Annotated in this window: 12 protein-coding genes and 1 pseudogene; 5 read left to right on the top strand and 8 right to left on the bottom strand. The window is 41.9% G+C overall.

Annotated features, from left to right (window positions below; genetic code table 11):
- Window positions 1–858 precede the first annotated feature (858 nt).
- From ACWATR_RS13570 to ppsA, 5 genes and pseudogenes are all read right to left on the bottom strand, one after another.
- On the bottom strand, window positions 859–2376 hold the full coding sequence (locus ACWATR_RS13570; RefSeq protein ID WP_460333023.1) for a dolichyl-phosphate-mannose--protein mannosyltransferase: 1518 nt from the start codon (window positions 2374–2376) through the stop codon (window positions 859–861).
- Between the two features lie 90 nt (window positions 2377–2466).
- Window positions 2467–3024 (bottom strand): GNAT family N-acetyltransferase, encoded by a 558-nt coding sequence (locus tag ACWATR_RS13565; RefSeq protein ID WP_460333020.1) that lies wholly within the window; start codon window positions 3022–3024, stop codon window positions 2467–2469.
- Between the two features lie 147 nt (window positions 3025–3171).
- Entirely contained in the window at window positions 3172–3531 is a 360-nt protein-coding gene (locus tag ACWATR_RS13560) for an element excision factor XisI family protein (protein WP_460333017.1), read from the bottom strand.
- A pseudogene (locus tag ACWATR_RS13555) lies at window positions 3501–3905 on the bottom strand (element excision factor XisH family protein); the annotation flags it as partial. The pseudogene ACWATR_RS13555 and the gene ACWATR_RS13560, both read right to left, overlap by 31 nt.
- A 45-nt stretch (window positions 3906–3950) precedes the next feature.
- A complete protein-coding gene (gene ppsA, locus ACWATR_RS13550) occupies window positions 3951–6431 on the bottom strand; it encodes a phosphoenolpyruvate synthase (RefSeq protein ID WP_460333015.1) in 2481 nt (826 codons plus the stop codon).
- 192 nt (window positions 6432–6623) lie between these two features.
- On the opposite strand from ppsA, the gene ACWATR_RS13545 reads away from it, so the two are divergent.
- Window positions 6624–7028, top strand: coding sequence for a hypothetical protein (locus ACWATR_RS13545; RefSeq protein WP_460333012.1), 405 nt, complete (start codon window positions 6624–6626; stop codon window positions 7026–7028).
- A 473-nt stretch (window positions 7029–7501) separates the two neighbouring features.
- Here the strand turns inward: ACWATR_RS13545 and ACWATR_RS13540 are convergent, their stop codons facing one another.
- Window positions 7502–9430, bottom strand: coding sequence for an alpha-amylase family glycosyl hydrolase (locus ACWATR_RS13540; RefSeq protein WP_460333009.1), 1929 nt, complete (start codon window positions 9428–9430; stop codon window positions 7502–7504).
- A gap of 584 nt (window positions 9431–10014) precedes the next feature.
- Here ACWATR_RS13540 and ACWATR_RS13535 point away from each other — a divergent pair.
- From ACWATR_RS13535 to ACWATR_RS13520, 4 genes are all read left to right on the top strand, one after another.
- Window positions 10015–10296, top strand: coding sequence for a hypothetical protein (locus ACWATR_RS13535; protein WP_460333006.1), 282 nt, complete (start codon window positions 10015–10017; stop codon window positions 10294–10296).
- Between the two features lie 372 nt (window positions 10297–10668).
- On the top strand, window positions 10669–11724 hold the full coding sequence (locus tag ACWATR_RS13530) for a tellurite resistance TerB family protein (protein ID WP_460333003.1): 1056 nt from the start codon (window positions 10669–10671) through the stop codon (window positions 11722–11724).
- A 367-nt stretch (window positions 11725–12091) separates the two neighbouring features.
- The gene (locus tag ACWATR_RS13525) at window positions 12092–13930 is read left to right on the top strand and encodes a protein kinase domain-containing protein (protein WP_460333001.1); all 1839 of its coding nucleotides are present in this window, start codon (window positions 12092–12094) and stop codon (window positions 13928–13930) included.
- 367 nt (window positions 13931–14297) lie between these two features.
- Window positions 14298–14516 (top strand): hypothetical protein, encoded by a 219-nt coding sequence (locus ACWATR_RS13520; protein ID WP_460332998.1) that lies wholly within the window; start codon window positions 14298–14300, stop codon window positions 14514–14516.
- 63 nt (window positions 14517–14579) lie between these two features.
- Here ACWATR_RS13520 and ribD read toward each other — a convergent pair whose 3' ends face one another.
- Window positions 14580–15794: a bifunctional diaminohydroxyphosphoribosylaminopyrimidine deaminase/5-amino-6-(5-phosphoribosylamino)uracil reductase RibD gene (ribD, locus tag ACWATR_RS13515; RefSeq protein ID WP_460332995.1), complete on the bottom strand. Its 1215-nt coding sequence runs from the start codon at window positions 15792–15794 to the stop codon at window positions 14580–14582.
- Window positions 15795–16051: 257 nt separating this feature from the next.
- Complete coding sequence (locus ACWATR_RS13510; RefSeq protein ID WP_460332992.1) at window positions 16052–16825, bottom strand: SDR family oxidoreductase; 774 nt, start codon at window positions 16823–16825, stop codon at window positions 16052–16054.
- Between the last annotated feature and the right edge of the window lie 39 nt (window positions 16826–16864).

The following is a 16864-nucleotide window of genomic DNA, read 5'->3' as shown; positions in this document are numbered from 1 at the left end:
TCAGGAGCGGAGCCGGAGACGCTCCGCCTCCGGTCAGAATGAAGACGCTCACGGACTCGCTCTAAGCGTTCGCGTTAGCGTCTCTGAAAGAGAAAGCTTTACGCTGCGCTATCCACCAGTCGCACAAAATTCATGTCTGTTTTCTGGCTCCTGACTCCTGAATTCTGTTTCGATAAATCTAGATCCACAAATGCCTCATGCTTGATGCATAATTTGTCAAGCATTTTCAAATGAGTGTTTACACGTGCAAATTATTACACTAATAGCGCATGTTATTTTATGTATTTTTTATTATTTATACATCAAGCTACAAATCTCCTTTTTAAATTCCGAAGATTAAGCGCTGTATAAGTTTTGATGAAATATTGACTAAATACGACAATTGCGTATAATTACTTGAGTTGCTTTATTTTTTGTATAAATTAGTCAAAAATATCAAATAAATTTTATCAAGTTAGTATAATTAAAAACTTCCCTAAAAGCTTTTACAGGTAGCCAAAAAATCGTCTATACAGTGATCTGAACGCTCAAAAGCAATTCCATAAATCACACTTACTCGTATAGAATTAGACGTATTAAATCTTACTTTAATTGCTATTTAGCTAACTGTTTAAATGTTAACCAAAGGGAGAGTGGCAGTAAAACTTGTACTTACTTCAACTTGGCTATTGACTACAATTGCGTCTGCGTGTGCTTCGACACACTTTTTAGCGATCGCTAGTACAACACGGTGGAAATAAACCAATCATTCTAAATCAACGAAACCCTTATGCTGTATTCATTTTTAATTTTTAATTTTTAATTCCGCCTTGCGGTACTAGCCTCATAATCCATGTCCAATGCCCAATGTGTCTTTAATCAAATCCAAGAGTTAAACCACATTCGCAGTTTATAATCGTGAGGTGAGAGAGGTAAACCCAAATAAATTGGCATCCAGAAAATAAAAGCAGCCAGAATAATAAAAGTAATGGTGACACCTAGCGCCCGCAGTTGTTGATAATAACTGCGAAGGCATTGATCTACAAACCAAGCGATCGCTAAAAATACGAATACCACTGCACACATATAGTGGTAGATAAAAACACACCTCGTCACCTTTACCCAAGGTAATAAGTTAGCTGCATAATTGATAACTAAATACAATGCAATCCAAGTATCAACACTCAGAGTTGCAGGTACAGAAAAACGCTTTTCCTTTACCAAAAAAATAACGGCTTGCGACACCAGCAACCCAATTAGAAACAACATGGCAGCAACACCAAACCACCACAAAAATGGGTTGCCCATAGCATGAACATCATAAATAACTTTTCCAGCACCGGCAGGCAAAGGGGGCCCCATTACAGGTAAAGGTTCGGTGATACTTTTAGCTGTTTGATAATAATATGCCATTGGTCGAGTCATCAACGGCCATTTGTACCAGGCAGCACAATAAGGATGCACGTTGGGACTATTGCCACCTAGCTGTAAGTGAAACTTTAAAATTTGCTGATGTACTGCAATAAATCCATAAGTTTTATCTAATTGAAGGTGGGGAATCCAGATGATACTGTAGATAAAAGCTGGGATAATTCCTAGATAAAACAGCATTTGAACAATATTTAGCTGAGTCAAGTTTTGTAGTGGTGTTTGAGATGAGGAAGATAAGGGTGCTAAGGGAGAATAAGTACTAACTCCTGATTCCTGACTTACGCCTTCTGCCTCCTGCCTCCTGCCTCCGAGTTTGGAGTTAGGAAAAGAATGTATCAAACTAATTACCCATGCTGTTACCCAAATTAGATAAGCACCCAAAAGAAACCATAAACCGTTCCATTTAGTACCAACTGACGCACCAAAACTAATACCAGCAAGAACTAACCAAAATGAACGTCGCCGATTTTGGTTATCTAATGCTAATAATAAAAACCACTGCCCTAACAAACCAAAAATGACAATATAAATATTGTTCAGGGCATAGCGAGACTCAACTAGAAAAAGGCCATCACAGGCTGTGAACAAACCTGCAAGTATTGCAAAGGTACGGCGGTAACTCAACTGATAAGCGATCGCAGCCACAACTACAGGAATAAATGAGCCTGTGAGGGCATTTATCCAACGATAAGTCCAAGGCGATCGCAATGAACCTGTCAGCCCATTTACAGTATCGTGCCAAAAAGGAATGTGACTACCAATCCAAATGCCGATACCAATAATATATTGACTCAGCGGCGGATGAGCATTAAAAAAGGGTGTATGCGTAAGGTAATTATTACCGAATTTGGCAAAGTAAACTTCATCAAATACCAGAGTGTTAAATCGCTCCAGTCCCCAAAACCGTAAGGCAAGTGAGAGAATAAATACACTCGCCATCCCAATTCGGAACCACTTTTTAGTCATTTGTCATTTGTCATTTGTCATTTGTCATTGGTCATTGGTCATTGGTCATTGGTCATTGGCTAATAATTAATATCCCCTATTCCCTATTCCCTATTCCCTATTCCCTATTCTTACAGGTGCATCTAGTTGGAACAGGAGTAGTTCAATACCGTAATACTTGTTTGTTCGCCCTATTGGTTTCATACCGAGTCTTTGAGTTACACGGATGGAAGCATGATTTTCTGGTTTCACTACGGTATAAATCAGTGGCAAGTTCAGGACACTAAATCCGTAGTTGAGCATAACTTGTCCTGCTTCTGTTGCATACCCTTTACCCCAAGAAGCTCGCCGTAAGTGCCAGCCTACCTCATAATCTTGAGTGGGTAAACCATCTTTGTCGGGCAATTGTTTAAGAAGGATAGTTCCCACAATTGTTGTAGTTTCCTTTTCGACAATTGCCCAAGAACCGGTACCATTGTTGCGTCGCTGGAATCGCTCGATGTTGTCAATCAAACGTTGACGCTGTGACTCAACACTTGTGACGAGAGAAGCTTTACCAAGAAAGTGCGTAACTTCTGGGTCACTGTAAATTACAAATGCTTGTTCAGCATCGCGTTCGGGTATCCAACTGCGAATAATCAAGCGTTCGGTTTCCAAAAGGATGGTCATCTTACCTTTGACTAAACTAAATCGCCATTCTGCAAAATACTAAGATACTTATGGTTGAGCAGTCAAAGGTGTTGTAGACAATTACACAAACAAAATATGGCGATCGCTATGCTATGGGTAGTTATTCCAAAGTTCAGCTACCGTTGGTTATGCAACAGCAAATTCTGAATCTTTCCGCAGTTCTTCAGACCGAAATCCCAATACAATCTGATCCTTCGCAACACCAGCCCTGACCAGTTCCGTTGCTACCCCCTCTTCAGTCCCATCACGTTGAATCCAAATTTTGCCATCAATAATATCAATGTGAATTAGACAGCCGTGAACGCGACGCGTTGCAGTTGGAGAGAGTTCTGGCACTGGCTCTCGGCCAAGAATCATTACCAAATATCGATCTTGTTCTCGATCAAAGATAGTTTCATGCTGAATATTGCCATAAGAGTAAGGAATCTTTGTGTGTTCAGTAAGAATGCTGCAAATTAGCTGCCTGTATTGTTCCAGATTACCCATCGGACAATAACCTCCCGCTTTGGATTAAAAACGATCAGAGGAATTTTGTAGTCTTCCAATATAAGTTTACCAAGCGGCTCTTCCTCAAAAATATCAGTAAAAACATCCTCATGAACAGCTATATACAAAACCCTATCTCGATAATTGCGGCTCATGACAGCAAGGTAGGTAAAGTACTGACCAATGGTCTGTTCTAGGTCTGCTACTTCTGAGTCGCCACTGAAGGTTTTGATTTCTACAGCAATCTTTTGTCTTCCTTTTTCTGCGATGAGCAACTTTTCGGCTGCCAAATCCACGTAAAGATCCTTTTTTCCCCACTTTAGATGAAAAGGATCGTCAGTAACATTCCAGCCATCTTTAACTAGGGCATTGTTGACGTTCTGGTGCTAACGGTCTTTAGCTGGCATAAATTACTCGAATTATGAATTAATACCCTCAACTTTTGCCACTTCCAGCATTGTCTTTAAAACCGAATCTGGATTTAGACTAATCGAGTCAATTCCTTGTTCTACCAAAAATTGAGCAAATTCTGGATAATCGCTGGGTGCTTGTCCACAAATGCCGATTTTGCGATCGCATTTTTTCGCCGCTTCTATGGCCATTTTTACCATTCGCTTCACACCCTCGCTGCGTTCATCAAACAACCGCGCCACTAATGCCGAATCCCTATCTAACCCCAGTGTCAACTGAGTTAAATCATTAGAACCAATGGAGAAGCCATCAAATACCTCAGCGAACTCCTCAGCCATAATCACATTATTCGGCAACTCGCACATCACATAAACTTGCAAGTCATTAACACCCTGCTTTAAACCATTTTTTGCCATCTCTGCCAAAACTAAGCGCCCTTCATCGGGAGTGCGACAAAAAGGAATCATCGGGATCACATTCGTCAAACCCATATCTTCCCGTACCCTTTTGATGGCATGACATTCTAGGGCAAAAGCTTCTCTGTAGCCTTCATCATAGTAACGCGCCGCTCCTCGCCAACCCAGCATCGGGTTTTCTTCATGGGGTTCAAACTGTCGTCCACCTAATAAATTGGCATATTCATTACTTTTGAAATCTGAGGTTCGGACAATCACTGGTTTAGGATAAAATGCCGCTGCAATTCTACCTATGCCTTGGGCTAATTTATCTACAAAATATTGGGGTTTCTGGTCGTAAAGCGAGGTAATTTCAGCAATTTTAGCTTTGACAAATTCATCTTTCAACGAGTCATAGTGAATCAACGCCATTGGATGAATTTGGATTTGGTTAGCGATGATAAATTCTGTCCGCGCTAAACCTACGCCATCGTTGGGAATTGCCGATAAACTCAATGCTTCTTGGGGATTACCCACATTCATTAAAATTTGAGTGCGGGTGCGGGGTAAGTTTTCTAAAGGAACTTCTTCAATTTCAAAAGGTAATAAGCCTGCATAAACTTTTCCTTCTTCCCCTTCGGCGCAAGAAATTGTTACCTCTTGACCAGGTTTCAATATTTCTGTAGCATTGCCGCATCCGACGATCGCAGGTACACCCAATTCTCGCGCAATGATTGCTGCATGACACGTTCTACCACCAGAATTGGTGACAATTGCACTGGCGCGTTTCATAATCGGTTCCCAATCAGGATCAGTTCTTTCTGTCACCAAAACTTCCCCAACTTGAAACTGTTCAAGTTTCTGAACATCTAAAATTAAGCGGGCTTTCCCTTGACTAATAGCTTCTCCAATTGCACTTCCCGTAACCAGGGGAATTGGGGATTGGGAATTATGAAGTGACGAGTGGGAAGATTTTTCCCCATTTCCCAATACCAACCGATAACTCCGCAACACATTTCCCGTCTTCTGCGACTGGACGGTTTCGGGACGCGCTTGCACAATAAAAAGTTGGTTTGTAATGCCATCTTTTGCCCATTCGATATCCATTGGAGTCAATGTACCGTGGACTTGAGAATAATGATCTTCAATTAAACACGCCCAATTTGCTAGTTGTAAAATTTCCTCATCATTCAGGGCAAATTTACCTCTTTCACTGGCCGAAACCGAAACATTTTTCGTAAATTTGGAGCCGTCATCATAAATCATTTTCAGTTCTTTACTACCCAATTTTTTATCAATAATTGGGCGGAAACCAGCTTTTAAAGTTGGTTTAAAAACATAGTATTCATCGGGATTTACAGACCCCTGGACAACATTTTCGCCTAAACCGTATGCAGCTGTAATTAGTGCCGCATCCTTAAATCCGGTTTCTGTGTCAATGGAGAACATCACCCCAGAGGTTGCCAAGTCAGAGCGCACCATTTTTTGCACGCCCACAGCCAGGGCAATGCTAAAGTGGTCAAATCCCTTGGCGTGACGATAAGAAATAGCGCGATCAGTAAATATGGAAGCAAAGCATTTATGACAAGCTGCTAAAACTCCTTCGGCACCGACAACGTTGAGGTAAGTTTCCTGTTGTCCGGCAAAACTAGCATCGGGTAAGTCTTCAGCGGTGGCGCTAGAACGGACTGCAACATCTGTCTCTGCATGATATCGTTCACAAAGACTATGGTAGGCTGTAGCGATCGCCTCTCGCAATTCTACAGGAAACGGGGTGTGGATTAAGAGCGATCGCGCTTTTTTCCCCCGTTCTCGTAAATTTTTCACATCTTCAACATCTAAGTTAGCAAAGAGTTTACGTAGCTTTGCTTCTAAGCCGGCTGATTGAATGAAATAACGATAAGCGTAAGCAGTGGTGGCGAATCCTGTGGGAACGTTAATCCCTTTGGGCGTTAGCTGTTGAATCATTTCGCCTAGTGAGGCATTTTTACCACCAACTACGGGTATATCAGCAATACCAACTTCATCAAACCAGAGAATGAGCGATCGCTCTTGGGCAGATAGAGATAAAGTGCTTTTAGATACTGTAGCCATAAATATTACCTTTTAAGTTTATACTCAACTTGTAAGTGTGTAACTCCTACTATATTTTTCCCATATTCAATTTTAGATTTTTGATGTTCTTGCCTAGTCTTAGATTTAGCAAGGAAATACAAGGCAATAAGCAATAAAAATTAACAATTATTCGGGTTAATTACTTTATCAAAATACCGGATTGAATACACGATGGCGCAATTAGAACGACTGTTGAAAATGGCAGAAGATGAGCTAACTGAGTACAGCACTGATGCTCGCAAAATGGAAAAACTACGCCGTAAAATAGGTTTAACAGTATCGGCAGCCGAACAACAGCAAGTCAAAGAGGCATTACTTGCTACTATGAAAACTAATATAATTACCCAAGTTGTAGAAGAACAAAGACAGGCAGTAGCTTTACCATTTTGGGGAATTGCTGGATTGGGTTTGTTATTGGGAATTTCTTTAAATCAACCCATAGGCTTATTAGCGTCTGTAGTTGGGACTGTATTAGCTTACAGAATTCAGAAATGGGGTTGGAAATTGCAGGCAACTCGTTTATTGTTACAAACGTTAGAAGATATTGAAACGCGTATTTCCCAACCTACTAAGTAACAAAACAGATACACTTTATAGATAATTTTGATGTACACTTTGCAGTATTTTATACTACAAGATCAACTAACTACTTGATTTACACCTCGTAAGCACTTAACAATTCCTTTGGGATCACCATAGCAAAAAAAATAGATATTGGATTTGAGATCAGGTATTTATAATCCTGACTTTTCACGGGATCTGGAAAACCTCTCTCTAAATCTCTCTCCTACAAGGAGAGAGACTTTGAATTTTCCCCCTTCCCGTGTCGGGAAGGGGGCTAGGGGGTTAGGTCAATCATTAGCTTTTCCACATGACGTGAAAAGTCAGATTTATAATTGTGGTTTGCGTGCAATGAATGCTACATAACCCTCAATACGGTTCGGTTAAGGCAAAAGACGCGATGAATTGCTGTCTCTACAATAATCGGTCTTTTGTAGAGACGGCGATTTATCGCGTCTTTGTGATAAATTATCAAATCTTCTATATTTCTAAGACTCTCTTCCCGATGCCCAAGTATCACGCCATTTGACAGTGCCTTCTTTGGCAATCACCCAGCGACGATTTACCAGATTTTCCCGCAGAGGCGATCGCCCTTCCCGCCACATGGCATATTTATAAGCAATCAGCTTACCAGCACTCTCATCAAAGGGAATCTCGGCAGACCAGGTGTTTGAATTGATGTACTCTAAAGGATATGCTTTGCTGATATCCCAGTTACCCAACTCTGGGCAATCTCCTGTCACCACAATGATTTCACCGGGTTGGGTATCTACGCCATTGAGTTGGACGCGGACAATTGTCTGTGCTTTAATCCGTTCGCCAACGTGGCTAAAAACAAGCACTCCCCGTTCTTCTAATACCAGGTTATAAATCTTGCCGTCTTTAACTTCATACTTATTGCGAGTCACCACGCAAGTATGTTCTCCATCGGGTAATTCCGTTTCTACTTCTGGGAGAGTAACTTCTCCTCCTCGGTTTAAAGCTACAAAACACAGAGAGTCACGATAGCGGCGTACATAACAGTAAATATCAGGTGTTAAGTATTTTTGCCAGTGGCTACCCATTGACACGGCTGGATTTAGTCGTCGTAAACCAGACAGCAGCCTGATGCAACGATAAATCTCACTCTCAGTATCCCAATTTTCCATCATTGGGCGGTTATACGGGTCGTTACCGCCATCGGTGTCGTCATGCAAATACTGTTCTGTACCGTAGTAAATGCAAGGAATACCGCGAGATGTCATAATTAAGGCGATCGCAACCTTCAACATCGCTGGATCAGGATTCAGCGATTGGAAGCGGCACATATCATGATTATCGATGAAGGTAACTAACTCTGTTGCCCCGTTATAGCGGTAATCTTGGTCAAAAATGTATTGAATTGTTTGGAATCCCATTTCTGAACCTTGCCCTAGTGCGGCTCTAATTGCTACACACAGCCCAAAGTCTAGAAGTGTCATGCCTGAGTGGTTAACAAATTCCACCGAGCGATCGTCACTAGGATTACTGTAAATCCATTCACCAAAAATAAATACATCTGGTTTGTGATTGGTCATCTCGCCAGTGAATTCTTGCCAAAACCAGATCGGCATGTGCTTGACAGTATCCACTCGTAGTGCATCCACACCCCGGTCTAGCCATTGTTTAATAGCTGACTTAATATACTCCCGATATTCTGTATTGTTTTCATTAAAGGTTGCAAGACCAGCTAGTTCACAATTCTGCACTTGCCAATCGTCTTCCCAGTTTTGCACTTCACCATAGTGGTGATACCAATGATTGACATCATCATTGAAGTCAGCAATTTTCACACCATCATCAAATAATTCCCCTTTGCTACCGCTGGTATCAGGGCTGCTATGGTTGCAGACAATATCTAGCACCAGCTTCATATTGCGCTTGTGCAGTTCTGTAATTAACCGATCAAAGGTCGTATTTTTTTCTTCTTGGGTAGCATTTAAAGAAGGATTCTCTCCATCGGCAATGTAGCGAGGATTAATCCGTTTAAAATCTTTTGTCCAATAGCCATGCATCGCCGCATTGCTAATAAATAACTCTTCTACTTGCTCAAATAGTGGAGTCAGCCAAATGGCTGTCACTCCCATGTTTTTAAGATAGTCTAATTTGTCGATGACACCTTGCAAGTCGCCACCCCAGTACTTACCCCAATCTTGTCTATTTGGATCATACAGTTCTGAGTTTGCACCTTCGCTGTTATCTGGATCGCCATCATAAAAGCGATCTACCACAAGAAAGTAAATAGTTTCCTGACGAAATTCAATATCTCTGGTGTAAAGAAACTCTAAGTCAATCTCAGTTTCTGAGGGTGGGCTTTCTATAATAGCTTCTACTTTTTCTTGTGCAGAATCAACTTTATATTGATCTGGTGAAAACTGGGATGGAGGGGTTTTTACCATAAAAAACTCAAAATTTCATTTAATTTACACTTGTAGAACCAACAGTACAATATTTTGAGTATTGTGTGTCGCTACAAACTTCGGTATTGTGACATCCTGCCTACGGTGTAGGTATCTATCGTTAGCTAGTTTATAATTCTATCGGTAGACATAATTCATCTGCTAGAGGATAAAAACAAAGGAATATAGCAGTTATTAACGGTAATCACTTGATAATAAAAATTTACAATCTCTAGTTAAAGTGACTTGTGGTAAATATTGAGCCTAGCTCGTGTTTAAGTGTATATTCGACAACATATTTTACGCAATGTGCAACTTAATGTTCTGACCTCTCTCCAAACCTCTCTCCTAAAAGGAGAGAGGCTTTGATTTTTGCTCCCCTTCCCTTGTAGGGAAGGGGTTGGGGGTTAGGTTTGAGATAAAGTCGCACATGGCGTGATTTTATAACACCTAAACTCCCAATACGGTTCGGTTAAAGGAGAAAGGGAAAAGGGGAAAGGTTTTGAATACATCCTTTACACCTTTCCCTAGACCACAAGGAAAGTGAAAAAGCTTATCCAAACCGGATTGCCTCAATTACTTCTGTGTTGAAACCAGAATTTGTCCTGCGAAGCCAACACCTGGTTAATAACCTGATGGAATGCAAACTTGAGCAAGTTCACCCTGTCAATTACTACCATTTGAAAGACCCGATTAGCGGTCACTTGAATTACTATGAAATATCAGGCATCCTGGGGAGAGTAAGGACACCAAGGTTACTGCTTAGATTCAAGTTTTTACAAAAATATCGCGATCGCTTCCTGTATGTCTCAAATCATCAGAGGGTAAGTCAGGAGTTTGTGGAGTTGGATTACAGCAAGGCTTAATTGGCGCTGGAGATTAGCTGTCAACAAGGTTTCGTTACACCTGAGCAATACCAAGTAAACCAGATATTAGCGAACTTTTTCTCTAGAAGATTTGCTTGATTGGTGAAGAGTGCTGAGTTAAAAAATCACCACGCCAGTTGCTTATGGGGAAAACTCTCAAACCTTACTTAGCACTCAGCACTGAGTAAGGTAAACTGACCATTGTCACTTTCAATCTATAGGACTCATATTTGATTTCTGAAAAAACTCAGTACAACTAAGAAGCCTTCTTGACTGTTGCCTATTGCCTATTGCCTGTCTACGCAAATTCGTTCAGAAATCAAAGCGGATTCCTATATTATTACTATCAACCAATTAATTTAGGTAGCAATTATGACCAAATATGACAAGGTTTTTAACTCACCAAAGACATCAAAAGAATCACTCAGTCCAGAAGAAGCGGTGGCGGCGATCGCAACTGTCACTGCGATCGCTGATTCATCCATTGAAGATGTAGATGCAGAAAGTTTAGCGGGTATCCTTTGGGAATTCGAGGTCTTTGAGGAATACTCAGAAGATGAAATCGCAGAAATAGTTGATAGACTCCTCGCCATTGCAGAAGAAGAGGGAATTGGGCCTTTGTTTAATGTCGCCAAAGTATCTCTTTCTGATGAATTAGTGCTGGATGGTTTTGCTGCTGGGGTAATCGTGCTTTTAGATGATGAACTCGCCATCCCCAAACCGAAACAAGCCTACCTCAAAAAGCTACAAGCAGCCTTGGAACTTGAAGATGAAGAAGCAGAGGAAATCATCAAGGAGGTAATTGCAGCCTTTCAAGAAGCAGAAGATGAAGAATATGCAGACGACGATGATGAAGATGAAACAGTAGTCATAGAGGATTTTAGTGAACAGACATATCAATCTCCTTTAGGTAATTTTACTGTGCCGATTCCAGTTGATCCGCAACAAGGCGGTAGAATTCAAAGCCAGGAAGGAGTAGTTGGCTTTTCTGATGACGTTGGTACTTTGCTGAGAATCGATTATTATCCTTTCCCTCTAGAACAGTTAGAGGAACTGGAGTCTGTTGGACAAGAAGAATATTTACAAACAATCTTAGTAGACAAGTATGTACCCCAAGCAATTTTTGTCAATGTACCAGATGCTTCTGTGGAGTATACCGAATATCTGGAAAATACTTTGCGAGGCGCTTACTATGTGTTAATCGATATGCCCAAAGGTTCGACGATTTCTAAGCAAGAAAATAATGGAACTGCAATCAGATTAGATGCATATCGGGGATTGCTCACCTTTATCAGTGGTGAGTTTTTGTATATAGTGAGTAGTCAGCACAGTTTTCTCAACGGCGAAACTCCCGATTCCATTGAAGAAGAAGCCGAAGACATTAAGGAGAGTATTTTAGAGTTTGTTGAAACTATAGAGTTCACTTAGTACAGCATTTCATTAATTTGTCGCAAATCAAATTTGGCAATACTCTGCATTTTTAATGCATTTACCTGCATTAAAAACGTTATGCTTGTACGCAAATGTCACCCCAAAAAAGGGTCAAAAATAGAAGAACATACTTTTAAAATCGGCGGTTATAACCCGCTTCTAGACAAGCAAAACCCACCTCCGTGGGTTTCAAACCCTTAATTTTTTTTTAATTGGTATTGAGAACAGATGGTGTCCTCAATTCAAAGTCCATAACTCATCAACTTATCTGATGTACATTTGGAAAGGGCGATGTCTGACGACAAGCCTGGAGAAGACAGGAAATCTCTGGCTTCGCACTGGGTATCTACACTTGTAATTTTTCATGACAATAACCCTGCTGAACAATCGCTATCAAATTATCCAGGTAATCGGCGCTGGTGGGTTTGGCGAAACCTTTCTAGCAGAAGATGTCCACATGCCTTCTCGCCGTCGCTGCGTGATTAAGCAACTAAAACCAATAACCAATAATGACCCGCAAACCTACCAACTGATCCAACAGCGGTTTGAACGGGAAGCAGCAACCTTGGAGTATTTGGGTGAAAGTAGTCACCAAATTCCAAAACTCTACGCCTACTTTTCTGAAAACGGGCAATTTTACCTTGTCCAAGAATGGATTCACGGTCAAACCCTGACAAAAATTCTCGAAGCCAAAGGATTTGAGAGTGAAGCTACTGTTCGGGAAATTCTCTTAAGTCTGCTTTCGGTCTTAGATTATGTTCACAGCAAAGGCATTATTCACCGGGATATCAAGCCAGATAACATTATTCTCCGTTCTGTGGATGGTAAGCCAGTTTTGATTGATTTTGGTGCAGTTAAAGAAACAATCCGTTCAGTGGTGAATTCTCCAGGACAGCCGACGCGATCGCTTGTCATTGGTACGCCTGGATATATGCCTAGCGAACAAGCCGTTGGCCGCCCAGTTTACGCCACTGATATTTACAGCTTAGGCTTAACGGCGATTTATCTACTGACTGGCAAACACCCACAAGAACTAATAACCGATCTGAAAACTGGGGAAATACTTTGGCAACAACACGTCCCTAATGTCTCTTCCCAATTGGCGACGGTACTCAATCAGGCAATTAAGCCTCATGCTGGCGATCGCTACAGTACTGCCAGTAAAATGTTACATGCTTTGCAATCTGGTGATAGTATACCTCCTGAGTTAGCTGCAAATACTCCCACAGTCAGTTTTTCTCCCCCTGCTGCATCGACTCAACAAACCCAGGCATTGTATTCCCCACAAAAAAATTCTGTGATTCCAGGGTCTTCCACTCCTGGAAACTGGCAAAAACCTGCTGTGATTGTTGGTACTTTGCTGGTAGGCAGCTTGCTTGGTGCAGTCGCCATTTCTAGTATGACTCGTCAGCAACAACCAGAAACAACTATTGCGACAAGTCCCACGCGATCGCTAGAATCTTTGCCTACCGATCCTGCATCTCCCGAACCGTCTGTTTCTTCCCAAACTTCTCCAGTTCCAGTTGTACCCACTTCACCATCACGACAGCCAGTAATTCCCGATCCTTTGCCAATCTTTAATCCCCCAGTTGTATCTAAACCACAGCCAGAAAAAGAGCCTGTAACTTCAGATACACCACCAGCAGAAGTGCGTTCTACACCACAACCAGAACCAGAGAATATTGCACCTCCCACACCAGAAGCACCTTCGTCACCACAGAAAAATGATGAGTCACCGAGTAAATTAGCTACCACTAACAGCAGCCAAAGTGTTCCAGCATTTCCTACAGGTACATCAAGAAGCACGGTAGAAGCTACTCTCGGCAAACCAAATCAAGATTTAAGGGGCGCATGGGGCAAGACTCGTGCCGTTGTTTACAAACTAGTGCCAAACAAAATTGACCTTGGCTACCTATTTGATCGTAATACTAAAGTGCTGCGTCAAACTGAGGTATCTTTTGCCCAATCGGTAGATCCACAGCTAATGGAGGCTACCTTGAATGGAATGTTAAGTGGGCAAGCCACTGAAGAAATTAAGCAGGGACTCAAAAAGGTGCAAAAGCGCCAGTCTGATAATTTTAGTTTTCAGAATGGCTCAGTTAAAGGTCAGATTATCCGCCAACAATGTGATTTTATTTACATCAGCATTTGGGATGAAGATTTACATGATTTTGTGAATCCATCTACAGGTAGAAGATGTTAATGTCCTGGGAAACACTGTTCTCAAAAGTTAGATTTTTGTATCCCTTAACACAGATTTACTATTCAATATAGTTCTTAAAAAACTGTCTTTATTGCTCTACAATCAAGACAGTTTCAGTCTTCACAATCACAAAAACCCAATTTTTAGAATTAGTGCATTTGTTTTCTAGGTTTTGCAACTAAACCCGTTCCCATTAACCATTCCCCATCTTCAAACTGAGTTTTAAATTCTTAATATTCATAAAGTTATAAATATCATTATTAAGTTTTTAATAATACTTGTCTCAGCTTCTACATTCATGTCGTAAAGTGCGATTGGAATTGTGTAATCTGAAGACAGCAAAGCTAAATTATTCAATTGAGGTCTGATGACTCCTACAATTATGCGTCAGCTTTGGTCAGTGGTTGAAACTGCCCAAGCCAAGCTCCTCTTGCAACTGGATGATGCTAGCTTGGTGCAGTGGTTAGTGAAACAAACCGAAACGCAAGTGTTGTTAGATTCTAACGAAACTGATTTCCTGTGCCACTACATTCAATCTCGGCTAGCCCTTATACGTGATATGGCCCATGAACGTCAGTGTTCATGATGCCTACGGCGGGCTACGCCAACATAAAATCACGCTGAATTGATTGATAGTCAAGTGTTATTACTATTGACTATTGGCTTTTTGGGGAAAATAACCTTCCACTAAGCAGTCAGAGCCGACTACACGCCAACGAACACGTTCTAGGGACAACGCCTCAGTCATGGTGGTAAAACCTAAATCGCCCACAGGTGTGGGAGCAATGCTACCACCAATGATTTTCGGGGCGATAAATGCTAGAACTTTTTGCACTGCTCCTTGAGCGATCGCACTAGCTGCTAAGGTACCACCACACTCCCACAACACGCTACAAAAACCCCGTTCATATAAGTACGCCATTGCCTTATCTGGTGTAAGTGACGTTAATTCCACCACTTCTACCCCCTGCTTGAGCAACAGTTTTTGGAAGTCGGGATTAGCACCCTCTTGTGTCAACACCAAAGTTGGAGCATCCGCAGTTTGCCACAAATGGGCATTTTCCGGTAAGTTGAGATGGCGACTCATCACCACCCGCAGGGGATTATGTGCCTCCACCTGATGGCTGGTTAAGTAAGGATTATCTTGTCTGACTGTGTTACCACCGACAATTATGGCATCGCAACCCGCCCGCAACTGATGTACTTCATTGCGGGCCTCTTGGCTTGTCACCCAAGCACTATGACCAGAGGTAGTAGCAATTTTGCCATCTAAAGTCATGGCATATTTTAAAATTCCCAAAGGTCGCTTGTAGAGAATGCGATGGACAAAAGCTTCATTTAGTTGACGACAAGCTGACTCTTCCACTCCTACCAACACTTCGATCCCCGCCGCACGTAAACGGGCAATTCCACCTCCAGCTACCAGGGGATTGGGATCAACCATACCCACTACTACTTTTGCCACCCCTGCTTCGATCAATCCTTCCGAACAAGGGGGAGTACGTCCGTAGTGATTGCAAGGTTCGAGTGACACATAGATTGTTGCACCACGAGCGCGATCGCTTGCTGCTTTCAAAGCAAACACTTCTGCATGAGGCTCACCTGCGCGAGGATGAAACCCTTCGCCGACAATCTCGCCATCCTTGACAATCACCGCTCCCACTAGCGGATTTGGTGAAGTACGCCCTAAAGCACGGCGAGCAAGTTCCAAACATCGCAGCATCATGCGAGAGTCAAAGTCACTTCCTACCTTTTCTTTCGGTGGTGAATTCGATTCAACTTTTGACTCCACTAGATGTATATTTTCCTGAGTGTGATTTGGTAAAGATGCATCTGCTTGAGCGACCACTGGGAAATTATCCATAATTTTAAGCAATACTGTAAATATTCTGCACGCGATCGCCCAGCCTTTCCACAGGAGAATCGCGTTTTAATCCTCCTGATATAAACAGTAATATCCAGACAGGAGTACGGAAAAGTGGAACAAATGCTCTCTACGAAAGGTTTCGCTATCGCCGCGTAGCAGCCATAACGTGTAGAATCTTGCAAAAAATTATTGTCTGCGACACGCTACGCGATCGCAAAATCTAAAATCCAAAATGGTATGAGATGGGTTACTTACTATGTTCGCCGATTAACCAGGGTAGCGCTAGCTTGGTCAACAGGCATCAGCACAACTTCATTAATATTGACATGGGGCGATCGCGTCACGCAGAAAAATATCACATCAGCCACATCATCTGCTGTTAGAGGTGTAACTCCCTGGTAGACTTTGTTGGCGCGTTCAGTATCTCCGTGAAAGCGCACCTCGCTAAATTCTGTTTCTACCATACCAGGGTCAACGGAAGTTACACGTACTCGCGTTCCCAACAAGTCTTGTTTTAAACCTTCAGAAATTGCTCTTACAGCAGCTTTGGTAGCACAGTAGACATTGCCACCGGGATAAGTTTGATGTCCAGCAATAGAACCTAAATTTACCACATGACCGCGATCGCGACTTACCATTCCAGGAACAACATAGCGGGAGAGGTAAAGTAAACCCTTAACGTTAGTATCAATCATGTCTTCCCAGTCTTGAAAGCTGGCTTCATGTAACTTATCTAAACCGCGACTTAGACCAGCATTGTTAATGAGAATGTCGATATCAGACCAAGCAGGGGGTAGAGTAGCAATGGCTTCTTCTACAGCGCTGCGATCGCGCACATCTAACTGTAATAAATGAATTTCAGTACTAAAATCTTTATTGAGACTATCTGCTAGCTGCTGCAAACGTTCCAGCCGTCGTGCGGCTAAAATCAGTTTTGCACCCGCACCAGCGAAGATTCTCGCACAAGCAGTACCAATACCACTACTTGCACCAGTAATCAAAATGATTTGATTTTGTAGGGAAGTCATTGTTACTCAATATTCAAGAGTCCAGTGTTAATTTAAATA

It is taken from the genome of Nostoc sp. UIC 10890 (assembly GCF_054786515.1).
Note: the sequence above shows the minus strand (reverse complement) of the source record. Positions and strands in the feature narration are given on the sequence as shown.

What these genes read in the sequence shown, in the direction of transcription:
- ACWATR_RS13510 (WP_460332992.1), bottom strand. Translation starts at nt 16,825, where the DNA reads ATGACTTCCCTACAAAATCAAATCATTTTGATTACTGGTGCAAGTAGT.
- ACWATR_RS13565 (WP_460333020.1), bottom strand. Translation starts at nt 3,024, where the DNA reads ATGACCATCCTTTTGGAAACCGAACGCTTGATTATTCGCAGTTGGATA.
- ACWATR_RS13525 (WP_460333001.1), top strand. Translation starts at nt 12,092, where the DNA reads ATGACAATAACCCTGCTGAACAATCGCTATCAAATTATCCAGGTAATC.
- ACWATR_RS13545 (WP_460333012.1), top strand. Translation starts at nt 6,624, where the DNA reads ATGGCGCAATTAGAACGACTGTTGAAAATGGCAGAAGATGAGCTAACT.
- ACWATR_RS13530 (WP_460333003.1), top strand. Translation starts at nt 10,669, where the DNA reads ATGACCAAATATGACAAGGTTTTTAACTCACCAAAGACATCAAAAGAA.
- ACWATR_RS13570 (WP_460333023.1), bottom strand. Translation starts at nt 2,376, where the DNA reads ATGACTAAAAAGTGGTTCCGAATTGGGATGGCGAGTGTATTTATTCTC.
- ACWATR_RS13540 (WP_460333009.1), bottom strand. Translation starts at nt 9,430, where the DNA reads ATGGTAAAAACCCCTCCATCCCAGTTTTCACCAGATCAATATAAAGTT.
- ppsA (WP_460333015.1), bottom strand. Translation starts at nt 6,431, where the DNA reads ATGGCTACAGTATCTAAAAGCACTTTATCTCTATCTGCCCAAGAGCGA.
- ACWATR_RS13560 (WP_460333017.1), bottom strand. Translation starts at nt 3,531, where the DNA reads ATGGGTAATCTGGAACAATACAGGCAGCTAATTTGCAGCATTCTTACT.
- ribD (WP_460332995.1), bottom strand. Translation starts at nt 15,794, where the DNA reads ATGGATAATTTCCCAGTGGTCGCTCAAGCAGATGCATCTTTACCAAAT.
- ACWATR_RS13520 (WP_460332998.1), top strand. Translation starts at nt 14,298, where the DNA reads ATGACTCCTACAATTATGCGTCAGCTTTGGTCAGTGGTTGAAACTGCC.